The 16,466-nt window shown below is 62.9% G+C and carries 14 protein-coding genes; 5 read left to right on the top strand and 9 right to left on the bottom strand.

Going from position 1 to position 16,466, the window contains the following annotated elements; all coding sequences use genetic code 11:
- Nucleotides 1-93: 93 nt before the first annotated feature.
- Nucleotides 94-1,962, top strand: coding sequence for a sensor domain-containing phosphodiesterase (locus DU490_RS00735; RefSeq protein ID WP_181869915.1), 1,869 nt, complete (start codon nt 94-96; stop codon nt 1,960-1,962).
- Between the two features lie 119 nt (nt 1,963-2,081).
- Here the strand turns inward: DU490_RS00735 and acnA are convergent, their stop codons facing one another.
- A complete protein-coding gene (gene acnA / locus DU490_RS00730) occupies nt 2,082-4,829 on the bottom strand; it encodes an aconitate hydratase AcnA (protein ID WP_114572427.1) in 2,748 nt (915 codons plus the stop codon).
- A 156-nt stretch (nt 4,830-4,985) separates the two neighbouring features.
- On the opposite strand from acnA, the gene DU490_RS00725 reads away from it, so the two are divergent.
- Nucleotides 4,986-5,195 (top strand): CPXCG motif-containing cysteine-rich protein, encoded by a 210-nt coding sequence (locus DU490_RS00725; RefSeq protein ID WP_114572426.1) that lies wholly within the window; start codon nt 4,986-4,988, stop codon nt 5,193-5,195.
- Between the two features lie 147 nt (nt 5,196-5,342).
- Nucleotides 5,343-6,293, top strand: a complete 951-nt coding sequence (gene trxB, locus DU490_RS00720) for a thioredoxin-disulfide reductase (RefSeq protein ID WP_114572425.1) — start codon at nt 5,343-5,345, stop codon at nt 6,291-6,293.
- A 217-nt stretch (nt 6,294-6,510) separates the two neighbouring features.
- Here the strand turns inward: trxB and DU490_RS00715 are convergent, their stop codons facing one another.
- Complete coding sequence (locus tag DU490_RS00715; protein WP_234279507.1) at nt 6,511-6,756, bottom strand: SlyX family protein; 246 nt, start codon at nt 6,754-6,756, stop codon at nt 6,511-6,513.
- Between the two features lie 136 nt (nt 6,757-6,892).
- Here DU490_RS00715 and DU490_RS17555 point away from each other — a divergent pair, with 136 nt between their 5' ends.
- Nucleotides 6,893-7,357: a cold-shock protein gene (locus DU490_RS17555; protein ID WP_114572423.1), complete on the top strand. Its 465-nt coding sequence runs from the start codon at nt 6,893-6,895 to the stop codon at nt 7,355-7,357.
- A gap of 225 nt (nt 7,358-7,582) precedes the next feature.
- Here DU490_RS17555 and DU490_RS00700 read toward each other — a convergent pair whose 3' ends face one another.
- The 7 genes from DU490_RS00700 to map form a co-directional block, all read right to left on the bottom strand.
- Entirely contained in the window at nt 7,583-7,969 is a 387-nt protein-coding gene (locus DU490_RS00700; protein WP_114572421.1) for a hypothetical protein, read from the bottom strand.
- An 8-nt stretch (nt 7,970-7,977) separates the two neighbouring features.
- Entirely contained in the window at nt 7,978-9,144 is a 1,167-nt protein-coding gene (dapE, locus tag DU490_RS00695) for a succinyl-diaminopimelate desuccinylase (protein ID WP_114572420.1), read from the bottom strand.
- A complete protein-coding gene (gene dapD, locus DU490_RS00690) occupies nt 9,131-10,156 on the bottom strand; it encodes a 2,3,4,5-tetrahydropyridine-2,6-dicarboxylate N-succinyltransferase (protein ID WP_114572419.1) in 1,026 nt (341 codons plus the stop codon). Before dapD ends, dapE begins: the two co-directional genes overlap by 14 nt.
- 35 nt (nt 10,157-10,191) lie before the next feature.
- Nucleotides 10,192-10,536, bottom strand: a complete 345-nt coding sequence (locus DU490_RS00685) for a Spx/MgsR family RNA polymerase-binding regulatory protein (RefSeq protein WP_114572418.1) — start codon at nt 10,534-10,536, stop codon at nt 10,192-10,194.
- Nucleotides 10,536-11,732, bottom strand: coding sequence for a succinyldiaminopimelate transaminase (gene dapC, locus DU490_RS00680; RefSeq protein ID WP_114572417.1), 1,197 nt, complete (start codon nt 11,730-11,732; stop codon nt 10,536-10,538). Before dapC ends, DU490_RS00685 begins: the two co-directional genes overlap by 1 nt.
- Nucleotides 11,733-11,850: 118 nt before the next feature.
- Entirely contained in the window at nt 11,851-14,532 is a 2,682-nt protein-coding gene (locus DU490_RS00675) for a [protein-PII] uridylyltransferase (RefSeq protein ID WP_114572416.1), read from the bottom strand.
- 11 nt (nt 14,533-14,543) lie between these two features.
- Nucleotides 14,544-15,335 (bottom strand): type I methionyl aminopeptidase, encoded by a 792-nt coding sequence (gene map / locus DU490_RS00670; RefSeq protein WP_114572415.1) that lies wholly within the window; start codon nt 15,333-15,335, stop codon nt 14,544-14,546.
- Between the two features lie 313 nt (nt 15,336-15,648).
- On the opposite strand from map, the gene rpsB reads away from it, so the two are divergent.
- Nucleotides 15,649-16,395: a 30S ribosomal protein S2 gene (gene rpsB / locus DU490_RS00665; RefSeq protein WP_114572414.1), complete on the top strand. Its 747-nt coding sequence runs from the start codon at nt 15,649-15,651 to the stop codon at nt 16,393-16,395.
- The last annotated feature ends 71 nt before the right edge of the window (nt 16,396-16,466 follow it).

Below are 16,466 nucleotides of genomic sequence, written 5' to 3'. Positions count from 1 at the left end.
CAGCGCAACGCAGTGGCCGGCATGCGGGCGCTGGCTGTTCTAGGCTACAAAGAAAGGTCGGCGATTATCCAGGGAAGGCCAGTAGGGGGTAAAGTGGCTGAAACAGATGAGGGGCATGGCGCTACCGCCTACATGGTACCCGATATTCCGACTGACGAGGCAGCGCGGCTGGAGGAGCTGCATAGCCTCAAGCTGCTCGACAGCACATCCGACCAGCGCTTTGATCGCTATACCAACCTCGTCGCGGATATCTTCGACTTCCCCATCGTGCTGATTACCCTGGTCGATCGTGATCGCCAGTGGTTCAAGTCCAGCTGTGGGCTGAGTCTGCGTGAAACCAGTCGGGACATTTCGTTCTGTGCCCACGCGATCAATTCCCATCGTGTCATGGTGGTTCCCGATACCCATGAAGATCGTCGTTTCGCAGGCAATCCTCTGGTCACGGGCGATACGGGTATCCGCTTCTATGCTGGCGCTGTGGTCCATGGCCCTTCCGGCCAACCGCTGGGCACCCTCTGCGTGCTCGACCGAAAGCCACGCTTGTTCGACGAAGTGCAGTGCCGCCGTCTCAGGGAATTTGGTGATCTGCTCGAAAGTGAAATCGCCCACCGCAATGATCTGGAAAGCCTGCGGGCCTCGATACAGTTTTCTGCCTATTACGACGCCCTCACCGGCCTGGCTAATCGACGCCTGCTGCAAGACCGCCTGAGTCAGTTGATCGAGTGGGCAGATAGCGAGCAACGCACTGTTGGTGTGCTTCTGTTCAATATTTCCGGGCTGCGCTTGATCAATCAGAGCTTCGGCAGCGAGGTCGGCGACGACCTGCTCTGCCAGTTTGGTGAGCGCCTTCAGACCCTGTGCCCGCCGGGGGGAACCCTGGCTCGCCTTCAAGCTGATGAATTCATCATCTGTTTCTCGCCTCACAAGGGTGATGATCGGTACATCGATGCCAAGGCCAGTCACGCCCGAGGAAGCCTGAGCCGTCCCTTCCTGGCTGGCGGGCGCCAGCACTACCTGCAGGTCAAGATCGGTGCCAGTGTCTTCCCGCAGCATGCCACGACGCCGGCTGGGCTGATCGAGCGTGCTTCGGCGGCGATTGGTTTCACGGCAAGTGGAGAAACGCCGGGCATCCGCTTCTTTACCCATGAGGAGGCGCTGAATATCTCGGAGCGACTGAAGATCGAGTCACGGCTTCAGATCGCACTGGAAAATCGCGGTCTCGAACTGGTCTTCCAACCCATCATCGATCTTTGGACCGGTCGTATTGCTGCGGTGGAAGCGCTTTGTCGCTGGCAGGATCCCGAATTGGGGAGAGTGGGTCCGGATCGCTTCATCCCCATCGCCGAACAGAGTGGGTTGATCCATCTGCTGGGACGCTGGGTCCAGCAGGCGGCCTGTGAACAGATCCAACAGTGGCATCATCTGAGTCAGTGCCGGGTTCCGGTTGCCATCAATGTGGCCGCAGCCGAGCTTCAGCACCCGGATTTTGCCCGAGACCTGTTGGCTAAACTGGATGCCGAGGGTATCGATCCCGAGCTGCTCTGGCTTGAAGTCACGGAGCACTCCCTGGTATCTGACAGCCCTCTGCTGGCAAACAATCTGGCGCTGCTGACGCAGGCGAATATCCATCTGAGTATCGATGACTTCGGCACCGGTTATTCGTCCCTTTCTTACCTCTGCCGACTTCCCATCAGTGGCCTGAAGATCGATCGAACCTTCATCGAACGATTGCCGGATGGAGACAAGGAGTTGGCGCTTGCCCGGTCGATTATCCGTATGGCAGAGGCATTTCATATCGAGACGGTGGCGGAGGGGGTGGAGACGCAGCAGCAGCTGGCATGCCTGGTTGAGCAGGGTTGTCGGTTTGCCCAGGGTTTCTTCATTGCACGACCTGTAAGACCCGGGGAGATACCCGCCTTGTGTCGGCGTGTCTTGGTGAGCGGCCTGGAATATCCCGATTGATTCTTCCGGTATGCGATAGGCAAACTGACAAAGAACCCGAGCGCAGGATGACATGACCCCACCGGCCTCCCGGTGGGGTCATGTCTCTTCCTCGGCTCTTCAGGACGGGTCACATGCCGTCAGGCTGTTCCGATCATCCTGCGCAGCACGTAGTGCAGGATGCCGCCGTGGCGGTAGTAGTCCAGCTCGTTGGCGGTGTCGATGCGGCACAAGGCCTCGAGCGTCTTCTCGCCTTTGTCACTGCTCACCGTGACCGTGACCTTCCCGCCCGGAGAGAGGGCATCGAGGCCGTCGATGGAGATCGTTTCGTTGCCGGAAAGCCCCAGCGTCTTGCGATCCTCACCTTCCGGGAACTGCAGCGGCACAACGCCCATGCCGATCAGGTTGGAGCGATGGATGCGCTCGTAGGACTCGGCGAGCACGGCGCGCACGCCGAGCAGTCGCGTGCCTTTGGCCGCCCAGTCGCGCGAGGAGCCGGTGCCGTACTCCTTGCCGGCTACCACCACCAGCGGGGTGCCTTGCTCCTGGTACTTCATGGCCGCGTCGTAGATGGCCATCTGCTCGCCTGAGGGCACATGACGGGTTTCGCCGCCTACCACGCCGCCGAGCATCTCGTTCTGGATGCGCACGTTGGCGAAGGTGCCGCGCATCATCACCTCATGGTTGCCACGGCGCGAACCGTAGGAGTTGAAGTCCACCGGCTTGATCCCTCGCTCCTGCAGGTAGCGCCCCGCAGGGCTGTCGGGCTTGATCGCACCGGCCGGGGAGATGTGGTCGGTGGTTACCGAGTCGCCCAGGACGGCCAGGATATGGGCGTCCTTGACGTCTTCGATGGGATCCGGATCGCGCCCCATACCCTCGAAGAAGGGCGGATGCTGGATGTAGGTGGAGTCCGCCGACCATTCATAGACCTTGCTTTGGGGCACCTTGAGCGCCTTCCAGGATTCGTCGCCCTCGAAGACCTCGGCGTACTCGCTGCGAAACATCGAGGTCTTGACCTTCTCTACGGCGTTGGCGATATCCGCCTGAGAGGGCCAGATATCCTTCAGGTAGACCGGTTTACCGTCACTGTCCTCGCCCAGCGGTTCGCTGGAGAGGTCGAGGCGGACGTTGCCGGCCAGGGCATAGGCCACCACCAGCGGCGGGGAGGCGAGCCAGTTGGTCTTCACCAGCGGATGAATGCGGCCCTCGAAGTTGCGGTTGCCCGAGAGCACCGAGGCGACGGTCAGGTCGCCATCCTCGACCGCCTTCTCGATGGGCGGCGGCAGAGGGCCGGAGTTGCCGATGCAGGTGGTGCAGCCATAACCGACCAGGTTGAAGCCCAATGCATCGAGGTCATCGCTGACCCCGCCGGCATCCAGGTATTCGGTGACCACCTTGGAGCCCGGCGCCAGGGAGGTCTTGACCCAGGGCTTGGTCTTGAGGCCGCGGGCTAATGCGTTGCGGGCCAGCAGGCCGGCGGCCATCATTACGCTGGGGTTGGAGGTATTGGTACAGGAGGTGATGGCGGCAATCACCACGGCGCCGGGGTGGAGCTTGAACGATTCGCCCACGTACTCGACAGGTTGGCTGTCATGGTGATCGTAGCTGTCCTGCACGCCGACGGCGGTCTGGCCACCCTCGGACATCAGCTTGCCGTTCTCGGTGGAAGAGGAGTGCTGATTGCCCTCGTCCCCCATCAGTTTGGCGAAGGCCCGGGGCATGTCCTTCAGCGCCACCCGGTCCTGGGGGCGCTTGGGGCCGGCCAGGCTGGCTTCGACCTCGTCCATGTCCAGCTGCAAAGTGTCGCTGAAGATTGGCTCATGGCCGGGCTCGCGCCAAAGACCCTGGGCCTTGCAGTAGGCCTCGACCAGCGCCACCTGGGCGTCGTCGCGGCCGGTCAGGCGCAGGTAGGTCAACGTCTCCTCGTCCACCGGGAAGAAGCCACAGGTGGCCCCGTACTCCGGCGCCATGTTGGCGATGGTGGCACGGTCGGCCAACGGCAGGTCGGCCAGGCCATCGCCATAGAACTCGACGAACTTGCCCACCACGCCATGATTGCGCAGCATCTGTGTCACCGTCAGCACCAGGTCGGTGGCGGTAATGCCCTCCCTGAGCTTGCCGGTGAGCTTGAAGCCGACCACCTCGGGAATCAGCATCGATACCGGCTGGCCGAGCATGGCGGCCTCGGCCTCGATACCACCGACGCCCCAGCCGAGTATTCCCAGGCCATTGATCATGGTGGTATGGGAATCGGTGCCCACCAAGGTGTCGGGGTAGGCGAGGATCTTGCCGTCTTCCTCCTTTGTCCACACCGTCTTGCCCAGGTACTCCAGGTTGACCTGATGGCAGATGCCGGTGCCCGGCGGCACGACGCGAAAGTTATCAAAAGCGTCCTGGCCCCAGCGCAGGAATTCGTAGCGTTCGCGGTTGCGCTCCATTTCGATGGCGACGTTGTCCTTGAACGCTGAGGGGTCACCGAACTTGTCGACCATCACCGAATGGTCGATGACCAGGTCCACCGGCGATAGCGGATTGATGCGTGCCGGGTCTTCGCCGAGCGCTTTAACTGCCGCCCGCATGGAGGCCAGGTCCACGACACCGGGTACCCCGGTGAAGTCCTGCATGAGCACCCGCGCCGGGCGATAGCCGATCTCACGATCGGAACGGCCCTGTTGCTGCCAGTCGACCAGCGCCTGGAGATCCTCACGGGAGACACTTTCAGCGTCCGAAAATCGCAGCTGGTTTTCCAGCAGGATCTTCAGGGTCATCGGAAGGCGGTCGATATTGCCCAGTGCCTCGGCTGCCTTGGGGAGGCTGTAGTAATGATAGGTGGTGTCGTTCGCGTCCAGCGTCTGCCGGGTATCCGGTATCGCGTCGTTGCTCATGGTAGTGCTCTCCTTCTCCATTCACCTTGCGCCCTTCGCGGGAAGTGATCGATCCTATATGGTTAACACATGGTCATCATAGGTCCCGCTTTCAAGCACTGCCCACTGTTTCGGACAGAGAGTGCCGGGAAATGCGGCTGACTAATGGAGTCCACCATGAATGAAGAGCGCCTCGATACGCGATCGGTTCACTGCCCCTACTGCAATATGCCCTTCGAACTGCTAGTGGATGTCTCCCAGGGGAGTCACGAAACCTGGGAGGACTGCCCCTACTGCTGCGCACCCATCCAGCTGCGCATTGTCGTCTCACCCTTCGATGGTGAACTGGAGGATGTCCTGGTGGGGCGTGACGACGAGGTCCTCTAGCGGGTCGGCGCGGGATGCGCCACCCCGGGGATTGGGCTGCTACAATGGTCCTCTTTGCTTCCGGGGGTCCGGCGCTAGCGGCTGGCATGCCGTAAGGGCTGGATCGGCAACCGATTCTCATCTATCCAGCGAGTCACGAGGTTCTCCATGAGCGACGCGCGTCACGAACGCTTGATCATTCTCGGCTCCGGCCCGGCAGGTTATACCGCTGCGGTCTATGCGGCCCGTGCCAATCTCAAGCCGGTGTTGATCACCGGGATCCAGGCCGGCGGCCAGCTGACGACTACCACCGATGTCGACAACTGGCCCGGCGACGATGCCGGCGTGCAGGGCCCCGAGCTGATGGAGCGCATGAAGCGACACGCCGAGCGTTTCGATACCGAGGTGCTGTTCGATCACATTCATGAGGTGGAGTTGCGCGAGCGCCCCTTTACCCTCAAGGGCGACAGCGGCAGCTATACCTGTGACGCACTGATCATCGCCACCGGCGCCAGCGCTCGCTACCTGGGGCTGGAATCCGAGCAGAAGTTCATGGGGCAAGGGGTCTCGGCCTGCGCCACCTGCGACGGCTTCTTCTATCGCAACCAGGAGGTTGTCGTGGTGGGTGGTGGCAACACCGCCGTGGAGGAGGCGCTCTATCTGTCCAATATCGCTTCCAAGGTGACCCTGGTGCACCGCCGTGACACCCTGCGTGCCGAGAAGATCCTGCAGGACAAGCTGCGCGAGAAGGCCGAGAACGGCAACGTGGTACTCGAGTGGAACCATGTGCTGGAGGAGGTGCTGGGTGACAATACCGGCGTCACCGGGGTGCGGATCAAGTCCACCCAGGACGGCAGCACCAAGGAGATCGTCGCGCCGGGCCTGTTCATTGCCATTGGCCATAGCCCCAATACGGGCATCTTCGAGGGACAGCTGGACATGGCCGGTGGTTATATCAAGGTGCAGTCGGGCCTGGCGGGCAACGCCACCGCCACCAGCGTGCCGGGCGTGTTCGCCGCTGGCGACGTGATGGATCACGTCTACCGCCAGGCGGTGACCTCCGCCGGTACCGGCTGCATGGCGGCGCTGGATGCGGAGCGTTATCTGGACGAACTGTAACGACACGAGGTGAATACGTGCTGCCGTAAAAGAGCCAAGGATAGGCTTTGCGGTATCAGCCCGCGGCTTGTCCGGCGAAAGGCCTTTGAGGAGGCGCTGTAAACCCCTCCCTGGGCGCTATTTTTTCCGTCCCTGGAAAAAGACCTCCTCTTCGGCCTTTCCCCGGCGCCGCTTGCCTTGATGGCACCGCCAATACTTTTCTTGCTCCGACACTGGGTCAATAATGCGGCGGCACCTCGTCTTCCGGGCGGGGTGACGCCATATCGACCTCCTGCAGCGCCTGCTGCTGGTCGCGCAGCTTCTGCTGCATCACGCCGTTGATCCTCTCCAGCTGCGTCAGGCGCTTCTCCTGTGCCGCCACGGCTTCGTCCAGCGTATCCAGCCAGTGCTCCTGGTGAGCAATGCGGCTTTCCAGCGCCTCCAGGCGCGATAACAGCCAGGCGGACGTCTGATCGGGGCTCATGCTAGAATCGTTGCGCTGTGTGTCTCTGTTCATCGTGACACCTTCGTCGGGCGATGTGGCCGTGTGCCTTGTCGTCATCTGACACTCCGTTTCATTGTTTTTCCATTTCACCACAACAAGTGAGCATCACGGATCCATGAATCGCAAGGTTATGTTTCGTTGCACTTTCGTCAGTCTGCTTCTGGCTGCTCCGGCGCCGCTGCTGATTGCCCTGTTCATCTATTTTATCGGTGGCGATACATCGCGCCAGCTTCTTGCCGCTCTGGAAGTCGGCGGTGTCGCGGCGGTCTATTTTGCCACGCTGGCAGCTGTCTTCCTGCTATTGCTGATTGCCACGCTATTCGTGCATGGCGTGAGTCCACAGTTGGCTGCCATCACCGATGTCGAGAATGACGATCGCGAGATCGGCGAGGTCAAGTGGTTCAATGTCAACAAAGGGTACGGCTTCATCAAGCGTGACAGTGGGGAAGACGTCTTCGTGCACTTTCGCGCCATTCGCGGCCGTGGGCATCGGACCCTGGCCGAGGGGCAGAAGGTGCGTTACTACGTGATCGAGAATGAGAGGGGGCTTCAGGCCGACGACGTCACCGTCATTACTTAGGCGGAGAAAAGCGGCTGCGCTCGGTCATACTGCGTTAAAAATCGACTTAAAGTACTCATTTACTAAAGTAAACTCCGTCTTTTCGTCGATTTTTGCCTGGTCTGACCTTCGCTCGCCGGCTTTCGCGAGGTTTGTGGTGCCGCTCGGCAGCTTCTAGTTTGTAGACACCGCAGTTTCAAGTCTTTCATAACATCGCCCCGCACCTGCGGGGCGATGTCGTTTGGCTCACTGGCCGGAGTCGGGCCATTCAATGAGCGCTTCGCTGCCGTCGGGCAGAACGCGCCAGAAGCGGTCGGGGTCGTCGCCGGGCTGCCAGCTGCCCAGCGAGCAGCGCACTTCGCAGTCGAGGCGGGCGGCGGCTTCCCGTGCGCAGTCGCAGTCTCGCGGCCAAGGCGTGTGAGCGCTGTCGAACCACAGGCTGGCGTAGCCGTCTGCGGCCTTCTCCACCAGCAGGATTGGCACGCCATGGCCGTCGTGGTGGCCACGGGTCTGCCACTGCTTGCGCCCAGCCTCACTCAGCGGAGCACAGTCCAGCCGCTCACCGAGCCAGGCATTGAGTGCTTCCAGCGGAGCCTTGGCCAGGTAGATCTCGATATCCGGGTAGTCAGTCATGCGAACCCTCAGGGCTGGGCGGTGCCGTTGACGAAGAGCCTGGCCAGGATCGCTTCGTAGATCCGGCTGAGCTCGTCGAGGTCGGCGGCCAGGACGCGTTCGTTGGCCTGGTGGATGGTGGCGTTGCGTGGCCCCAGCTCCACCACCTGGCTGCCCAGGGTGGCGATGAAGCGTCCGTCCGATGTGCCGCCGGAGGTCGAGAGCGCCGGCGTGCGGCCGAGTACCGCCTCGACGCCGTGGAGGGCGGCTTCCACCAGCTCCCCTTCGGGTGTCAGGAAGGGCTCGCCGTTCAGCGTCCAGTCGATATGATACTCGATGCCGAAGCCGTCGAGTATGGCGGCGGTGCGTTCGCGCAGCTGCTCATGGGTCACTTCGGTGGAGAAGCGGAAGTTGAAGATCACCTCCACGTCACCGGGAATCACATTGGTGGCGCCGGTGCCCGCGCGGATATTGGATATCTGGAAGCTGGTGGCGGGAAAGAAGTCGTTCCCCGCATCCCAGTGTTCCCGCACCAGGGCGTCCAGTGCCGGCATGGCCTGATGGATGGGGTTGCGCGCCAGGTGCGGGTAGGCCACGTGGCCCTGCTTGCCCCTGATGTGCAGCACGCCGCCCAGCGAGCCGCGCCGACCGTTCTTGATCACGTCCCCGAGTTCGTCGGTGGAGGAGGGTTCGCCGACCACGCAGTAGTCGAGCCGCTCGTGGCGCTCGCGCAGGTGCTCGACCACGGCGCGGGTGCCGTCCACCGCCGGCCCTTCCTCGTCGGAGGTGATCAGGAAGCCGATCTTGCCGTGGTGGTCGGGGTGGGCCGCAACGAACCGCTCGGCGGCGGTGATCATCGCCGCCAGGCTGCCCTTCATGTCGGCGGCTCCTCGCCCCCGGAGCATCCCCTCATCGTCGATGCAGGGCTCGAAGGGCGGGTAGTCCCAGTGCACATGAGGGCCGCTCGGCACCACGTCGGTATGGCCGGCGAAGGCCAGCATCGGGCCGTGATGGCCGCGTGTCGCCCAGAAGTTCTCCACGTCCCCGAACGGCAGCTGCTCGACATGGAAGCCGATGCGCTCGAGCCGCTCGATCATCAACGCCTGGCAGCCCAGGTCGTCGGGCGTCACCGACGGGCGACGGATCAGCTCGATGGCCAGCGCCAGGGTCGGGGAGAGGGGCTCAGTTGTGGGCATGCAGCGCCTCGTTGAGTGCAATGGCACTCTTGTTGGTCAGGCACTCGATGCGGCCGTTCTGTGAATTGCGACGCAGCAGCAGGTCGTCATGGCCGGCGAGTTCGCGGGCGGCCACGGTCTTGACCTCCTGGTTCTGGTCGTCGAGCAGGGTGACCTTGGCCCCGGCGGTGATGTAGAGCCCGGCCTCGATGGTGCAGCGGTCGCCCAGCGGAATGCCGATACCGGCGTTGGCGCCGATCAGGCAGCCTTCACCCACCTTGATGATGATATTGCCGCCGCCGGAGAGGGTGCCCATGGTGGAGCAGCCGCCGCCCAGGTCGGAGCCCTTGCCGACCATGACGCCCGCCGAGATACGGCCCTCGATCATGCCCGGACCCTCGGTGCCGGCGTTGAAATTGACGAAGCCTTCGTGCATCACGGTGGTGCCTTCACCCAGGTAGGCACCCAGGCGCACCCGGGCGGTGTCGGCGATGCGCACGCCGGTGGGCACCACGTAGTCGGTCATCTTGGGGAACTTGTCGACACAGTCCACCGAGAGGGTGCGACCCTCCAGCCGCGCCTTGAGACGACGGGCCGGCAGCTCCTCGATGTCGATGGGGCCTTCGCTGCTCCAGGCGATGTTGCGCAGCAGGCCGAACATGCCGGTCAGGTCGAGCTGGTGCGGCTTGACCAGGCGGTGCGACAGCAGATGCAGCTTGAGATAGACCTCGGGTGCGCTCTGCGGCGGCAGGTCGCTCTCCAGGAACATGGCGACCAGCGGCCGCTGGCTGGCGGCAAAGGCGTCGACCAGCTCGGCCTGGGCGGTATGGCCGGCGGCCTTGAGGGCTTCTCCCAGGGCGGCGCAGTGCTCGGGCAGGAAGCTGACCGTGGCATTGCCGGCGGGGACGTCGAGCACCTTGCCGATGGCGTCGACCAGGCTGTCGTCGGGGTTGAGCAGGGGGGCGGGATAGTAGATCTCCAGCCAGTCGCCCTGGGTGTTCTGGGTGCCGATTCCGAAAGCAAAGCTCAGCATGGGGTGTCCTCGTGTCAGGTAAGGGTAGGTCGGCGTCAGCCCTTCAGGGTGTCGTAGTCGCCATCGCGATAGCCGAGAATGATGTCGTCGCCGGTATCGAGCAGCGGCCGCTTGAGCAGCGTGGGGTTGGCCATGATCAGCGCTCGGGCCTTGTTGGCGTCGATCTCCTTCTTGTCCTCCTCGGGAAGGTTGCGCCAGGTGGTGCTGCGCCGATTGAGGGCTTCCATCACCGGCACTCGGGCGAGGATATGCTCGAGCAGGGCCGCCGAGAGGCCATCCTTGCGCAGGTCGTGAACCTGATAGGGCAGGCCCTTCTCATCCAGGGCCTTGCGCGCCTTGCGGCAGGTATCACAGTTCTTGATCATGAAAAGGGTAAGCATCATGCCCTCCTTTCAATGAAGCGGCGAATTCGGTGGGCAGCTGTCACGGTGGGCTCGAGTTCGGCCACCAACGCCAGGCGGATCCTGCCCGCGCCGGGATTCTCACCATTGATTTTTCGGCCCATATAGGAGCCGGGCAGTACGCTGACATGCTCCTCGGCGAATAGCGCCCGGGTAAAGGCTTCGTCATCGCCCCCCGGTACCGACGGCCACAGGTAGAAACTCGCTTCCGGGGCAGGAAACGCCATCACCGGTGCGAGGATTTCGGTGACGGCGGCGAACTTCTCGCGATAGGCGTCTCGGTTGGTCCGCACATGGGCCTCGTCGTTCCAGGCGGTGATCGAGGCGTGCTGCAGCGGCAGCGACATGGCGCAGCCATGGTAGGTGCGGTAGCGCTTGAAGGGGGCTATCAGGCCGGCGTCGCCGGCGACGAAGCCGGAGCGCAGCCCCGGCAGATTGGAGCGCTTGGAGAGCGAATGAAATACCAGGCAGCGACGGTAGTCGTGCCGGCCCAGGGCAGCGCAGGCCTCGAGCAGCCCCGGAGACGGTGCACTCTCGTCCAGGTAGAGCTCGGAGTAGCACTCGTCGGAGGCGATGATGAAGTCGTGCTGATCTGCCAGGGCAATGAGTTTCTTGAAATCATCCAGCGGCGTCACCGCGCCGGTGGGATTGCCCGGTGAACAAAGAAAGACGATCTGCACCTCGCGCCAGGTCTCGGCCGGCACGCTATCGAAATCGGGGCGAAAGCCGGTCTCGGCGCGGCAGTCCAGGTAGAGCGGCTGGCCGCCGGCAAGCAGGGTGGCGCCCTCGTAGATCTGGTAGAAGGGATTGGGCACCGCGATCCGGGTCGGATGAGTGCGGTCAATGGCGGCCTGGACGAAGGCGAAGATCGCCTCCCGGGTGCCGTTGACCGGCAGCACCTGACATTCCGAATCGAGCCCTGCGAGGCCGAAACGCCGCGTGGCCCAGTCGGCGATGACTTGGCGCAGTTCAGGCATGCCGGCGGTGGCCGGATAGCGGGCGAAGTCCAGCTGATGCTCGTGCAGGGTCTTCAGTGCCCCGGCAAAGGGCGCGTGCTGGGGCTCGCCGATGGTCAGCGGCACGTGTTCCAGCTCCGCGGGCGGCGTCACACCGGCCTTCAGGGCGGCGAGCTTCTCGAAGGGGTAGGGCTTGAGAGCGTCGAGATCGGGATTCATCGGTGTCCAGGGCGTCGTGGAGCGGCGTCGTATTCGCGTTTTGATGCAGGGCACGGCACTGCGGGCGTGCGGGCAGACCGCCGATTATAGGGAAGGCCCAGGCTCGCCTCAAACCCGGCTAGCCGGAAACGTCGAGGACCTCGATCAGCCGCTCGCGCAGGCGCTGCTGGCGTTCGGGGTCGGTGAGCGGCAGCCCCCCCTTGTCGGTGATGAAGAAAACGTCCTCGACCCGCTCCCCCAGGGTGGCGATCTTGGCCGCCGACAGGGCGATGTCCTGCTCCATGAAGATGCGCCCCACCCGCGCCAGCAGCCCAGGCCGGTCGGGGGCGGTGAGTTCCAGCAGGGTGCGCTCATTGGCCGGGTCCTGCTCGATCAGCACTTCCGTGGCGACGTGGAAGTGACGTAGCTGGCGCGGGGTGTGGCGGGTGACGATCTGGGGATAGTCGTCCGGGTCGTCGAGCTCTTCCACCAGGTGGCGGCGAATTGCCTCGATACGCTCGGCGTCGCGGATCGACTCGCCGCGGCTGTCGAGCACGATGAAGGTGTTGAGCGTCCAGTCATTACTCGAGGTGGCGATGCGGGCATCGTGGATGGAGAGCCCCAGCTGTTCCATGGCGGCGGCGGTGGCGGCGAACAGGTCGTCCACCGAGCGGGTGTGGATGAACACCTTGGTACCGCCGTCTGACATGTCGTCGGTGGGGGCGCTGATCAGGATCAGTGGCAGCTGAGAGCCGCCGTGGGCAAGGATGCCCATGGTCTGCCAGACGATCTCACTGGGGGCATATTGGAGGAAATAATCCTCTCCCAGAGATTCCCAGAGCCGGTCGACCCGGGACAGCTCGGCACCCACTGAGGCCAGCAGCGAGCGTGCCTCGCTCCGGGTCTCGCCTACCCATTCCTCACGATCCAGCGGGTTGTCGAGACCGCGGCGCAGGGCACGCTTGGTTTCGGCGTGGAGCTGGCGCAGCAGCGAGGCGCGCCAGCCGTTCCACAGCGTGGGGTTGGTGGCGTTGATATCGGCCACCGTCAGCACGTAGAGGTGATCCAGCCGCGTTTCGTCACCCACCACCCGGGCAAAGTCGCGGATCACGTCGGGGTCGGTGATGTCACGCTTCTGGGCCACCATCGACATCAGTAGGTGATTCTCCACCAGCCAAGCGACCAGCCGCGTGTCGCGCAGCGTCATGCCGTGCCGTTCGGCGAAACGCTCCACGTCGCGGGCGCCGAGAACCGAGTGGTCGCCGCCACGGCCCTTGCCGATATCGTGATAGAGGCCGGCAATCCACAGCAATTCAAGCTTGGGCAGTTGATGGATCAGGGCAGCCGCTACGGGAAACTCGTCGCGGGCATCGGATTCGCGGAAACATTGGATGAACTTCAGCAGGCGAAGAGTGTGCGCATCCACGGTGTAGATGTGAAAGAGGTCGTGCTGCATCAACCCCACCGCCTGACCGAATTCAGGCAGGTACTTGCCCAGCACACCATAGCGATTCATGCGTCGCAGCTGGCGCGCCACGTTGCCGCTGGAGCGCAATAGCGACATGAAAAGGTGCTGGTGGCGGGCATCGTCGCGGTAGAGGTCGTCGATCTGGTGCCGGTGGTCACGGATCAGGCGGATGGTGTCGGCGCGCACCCCCTCGATTTCGGGATGCTCGGCCATCAGCAGGAACAGCTCGAGCAGGGCAGAGGGGTGTTCACGGAACACCGCACGGCTGCGGGCCTGGATATAACCGCCTGCGATCTCGAAGCGGTTGTTGAGAGGTACCGACTCCAGGCGCTCGCCGCTACAAAGGATTGCTTCATCAAAGTGCTGCAGCAGCATGTCGTTGAGCCCGGCCAACGCCGTGACGTGGCGATAATAGCGCTTCATGAATTGTTCGACGGCCAGTCGCTCAGGAGTGTCGCGGTAGCCGAACAACTCGGCGATGGTGCGCTGATGATCGAACTGCAAGCGGTCCTCGGCGCGATCGGTCAGCATGTGCAGGGCATAGCGTATCTGCCACAGGAAGGCCTGGCCCTGGCTCAGGATGCGCAGCTCCGCGTCGTTCATGAAACCGTTTGCCACCAGGTCCTCATAGCGCTGGCTGCCGAAGTGGCGCTTGGCCACCCAGCCAATCATTTGGATGTCGCGTAGCCCACCCGGTGAGCTCTTGATGTTGGGCTCCAGGTGATACTCGGAGTTGTTGAAGCGGTGGTGGCGGGTGATCTGCTCCTGCCACTTGGCCTCGAAGAACTGGTCGGCGGGCCACATGCGCTCGGCGGCGATGCGTGCCTTCATCGACTCACGCAGACGCTCGGGACCAACCAGGGTGCGCGACTCCATCAGGTTGGTGATGATGGTGATGTCGCCTTCGGCCTCACGCGCGCAGTCGGAGAGCGAGCGCACGCTGTGGCCGATCTCCAGGCCGATGTCCCACAGGAAGGTGATGAAGTCGGTCAGCGGTTCCCGGTAGGGTTCGTCGTCGTCGTGCTCGAGCAGCAACATCAGGTCGACGTCCGAATGGGGATGCAGTTCGCCTCGTCCATAGCCGCCCACGGCCAGCAGTGCTACATCGTCGTTTGGCCATGCCTGTAGTGCCCAGGCGATGGCGAGCAGGCGGTCGAGACACCAGGCGCGGCCATGCACCAGATCGCGAATGTCGGCACCGGTGCGAAAGCGTTCGTCGAGTCGTGCCTGGATGTCGCCGAGTGCCGCCTTGAAGGGCGCGATGGGCGAACGGTTAGCGGTCAGTTCGCTGCGAAATGTCTCGGCATCGAACAGCGACTCATCCGGTGCAAAACGGTAGTGGTGCAGAAGCATGAGCGATCGACTCAGTGGTCGAGGAAGGCGAGATCTTCTTCGCCGCGGGCAGTCAGTACCTCGACGCCGGTTTCAGTGACCAGCAAGGTGTGTTCCCACTGGGCGGACAGGCTCTTGTCCCGGGTCACAGCCGTCCAGCCATCGCGCAGCACCTTGGTCTGGTGCCCGCCAACGTTGATCATCGGCTCGATGGTGAAGCACATGCCGGCTTCCAGCACAGCGTCTGCCTCGGGGGCGTAGCCGTCATAATGCAGCACTTGAGGGTCTTCATGAAAGGTGGCGCCGATACCGTGGCCGCAGAAATCGCGCACTACCGAGTAGCCGTTGTCCTCGGCATGCTGCTGAATGGCTCGTGCAAGCTCAGAGAGGCGCGCGCCGGGACGCACCAGAGCGATGCTGTGGTAGAGGCACTCCTGGGTCACGCGGCACAGACGTTCGCCCTGGATGCTCTCGCCGACGATAAACATGACGCTGGAGTCGCCGTGATAGCCGTCGGCCGTCTTGACGGTGATATCGATGTTCATGATGTCACCCTTCTTCAGCTTCTTGTCGCTGTCCGGGATGCCATGGCAGACCACATGATTGATCGAGGTGCAGATCGATTTGGGGAAGCCGTGGTAGTTGAGGGGGGCCGGCGTGGAACCCAATTCATCAACAATGTAGTCATGGCAGAGGCGGTCCAGCTCGCCGGTGGTTACACCGGCTTTCACATGCGGCGCGATCATCTCCAGCACGCTGGCAGCCTGACGGCCGGCTTCGCGCATCATCTCGATCTCGTCGGGCGTCTTGATGGGAATGTTCATGGGGTCTCGGTTCTGAGGGGTTCTCGCGCCCGGCAAATGGCGGGTATGCGCGGCGGGTGACTTCATCTCGTCGGCGAACTATGGTATAAAGCCGCGCGCTTTCCTGCAATCGTCGAACCTCCCTCAAGGCCGTGGCTCGGCCAGGAGCCGACAGCAGTGACGGCGCAATAACGAGGCGCATACCGCGTTTCGATAACATAGCCTTGAAAAACACACACGCACCGGCACATGGTCCCGGGTGCTGCCGCGGCTCCGCCTCGGTAGTCGGATCCATGGGGTGCGTGGAGGCCTAACCCGATTTTCAGGAGTCATCATGGCACACGTCAATATGCGCGATCTGCTGAAGGCAGGCGCTCACTTCGGTCACCAGACCCGTTACTGGAATCCGAAGATGAGCAAGTTCATCTTCGGCGCCCGTAACAAGATCCACATCATCAACCTCGAGCACACCCTGCCGGCCCTCAATGAGGTGATCGACGTGGTCGAGAAGATGGCCGCGTCCAACAACAAGATCCTGTTCGTTGGAACCAAGCGCAGCGCCAGCAAGATCATCAAGGAAGAGGCCAATCGTGTCGGCCATCCGTTCGTCAATCACCGCTGGCTCGGCGGCATGCTGACGAACTACAAGACCATTCGTCAGTCGATCAAGCGCCTGCGCGACCTCGAGACCATGCGCGAGGACGGCACCTTCGAGAAGTTGACCAAGAAAGAGGTCCTGATGGCGACCCGCGAGCAGGACAAGCTCGAGCGTTCCATCGGCGGTATCAAGGAGATGGGCGGCCTTCCCGATGCTCTGTTCGTCATCGATGTCGATCACGAGCGCATCGCGATCAACGAAGCGAACAAGCTGGGCATCCCGGTCATTGGTGTAGTGGATACCAACTCCGACCCGGATGGCGTCGACTACGTGATCCCGGGCAATGATGACTCCATCCGCGCCATCCAGATCTACGTGAAGGCGATTGCCGACGCTTGTGGTCGTGCGAAGGAAGGTCGGCCGGACGAGTTCGTCGAGGTCACCGAAGGCGAAGGCGGCGACGCGACTGCCGCTGCCGAGTAACGCCAAGCCATCCGGGCAGGCGTTCCTGTCCGGGCTGGCTGGGCCCGTTACAGCCCCAGCCAGCCCTCCCA

The organism is Halomonas sp. DQ26W (assembly GCF_003339685.1).
In the GTDB taxonomy this organism is placed as follows: Bacteria; Pseudomonadota; Gammaproteobacteria; order Pseudomonadales; family Halomonadaceae; genus Halomonas.
Note: the sequence above shows the minus strand (reverse complement) of the source record. Positions and strands in the feature narration are given on the sequence as shown.

Bases quoted from the DNA above. Each gene is read 5' to 3' on its own strand.
- acnA (WP_114572427.1), bottom strand. From the start codon at position 4,829: ATGAGCAACGACGCGATACCGGATACCCGGCAGACGCTGGACGCGAAC.
- DU490_RS00725 (WP_114572426.1), top strand. From the start codon at position 4,986: ATGAATGAAGAGCGCCTCGATACGCGATCGGTTCACTGCCCCTACTGC.
- trxB (WP_114572425.1), top strand. From the start codon at position 5,343: ATGAGCGACGCGCGTCACGAACGCTTGATCATTCTCGGCTCCGGCCCG.
- DU490_RS00715 (WP_234279507.1), bottom strand. From the start codon at position 6,756: ATGAGCCCCGATCAGACGTCCGCCTGGCTGTTATCGCGCCTGGAGGCG.
- DU490_RS17555 (WP_114572423.1), top strand. From the start codon at position 6,893: ATGAATCGCAAGGTTATGTTTCGTTGCACTTTCGTCAGTCTGCTTCTG.
- DU490_RS00700 (WP_114572421.1), bottom strand. From the start codon at position 7,969: ATGACTGACTACCCGGATATCGAGATCTACCTGGCCAAGGCTCCGCTG.
- dapE (WP_114572420.1), bottom strand. From the start codon at position 9,144: ATGCCCACAACTGAGCCCCTCTCCCCGACCCTGGCGCTGGCCATCGAG.
- dapD (WP_114572419.1), bottom strand. From the start codon at position 10,156: ATGCTGAGCTTTGCTTTCGGAATCGGCACCCAGAACACCCAGGGCGAC.
- DU490_RS00685 (WP_114572418.1), bottom strand. From the start codon at position 10,536: ATGCTTACCCTTTTCATGATCAAGAACTGTGATACCTGCCGCAAGGCG.
- dapC (WP_114572417.1), bottom strand. From the start codon at position 11,732: ATGAATCCCGATCTCGACGCTCTCAAGCCCTACCCCTTCGAGAAGCTC.
- DU490_RS00675 (WP_114572416.1), bottom strand. From the start codon at position 14,532: ATGCTTCTGCACCACTACCGTTTTGCACCGGATGAGTCGCTGTTCGAT.
- map (WP_114572415.1), bottom strand. From the start codon at position 15,335: ATGAACATTCCCATCAAGACGCCCGACGAGATCGAGATGATGCGCGAA.
- rpsB (WP_114572414.1), top strand. From the start codon at position 15,649: ATGGCACACGTCAATATGCGCGATCTGCTGAAGGCAGGCGCTCACTTC.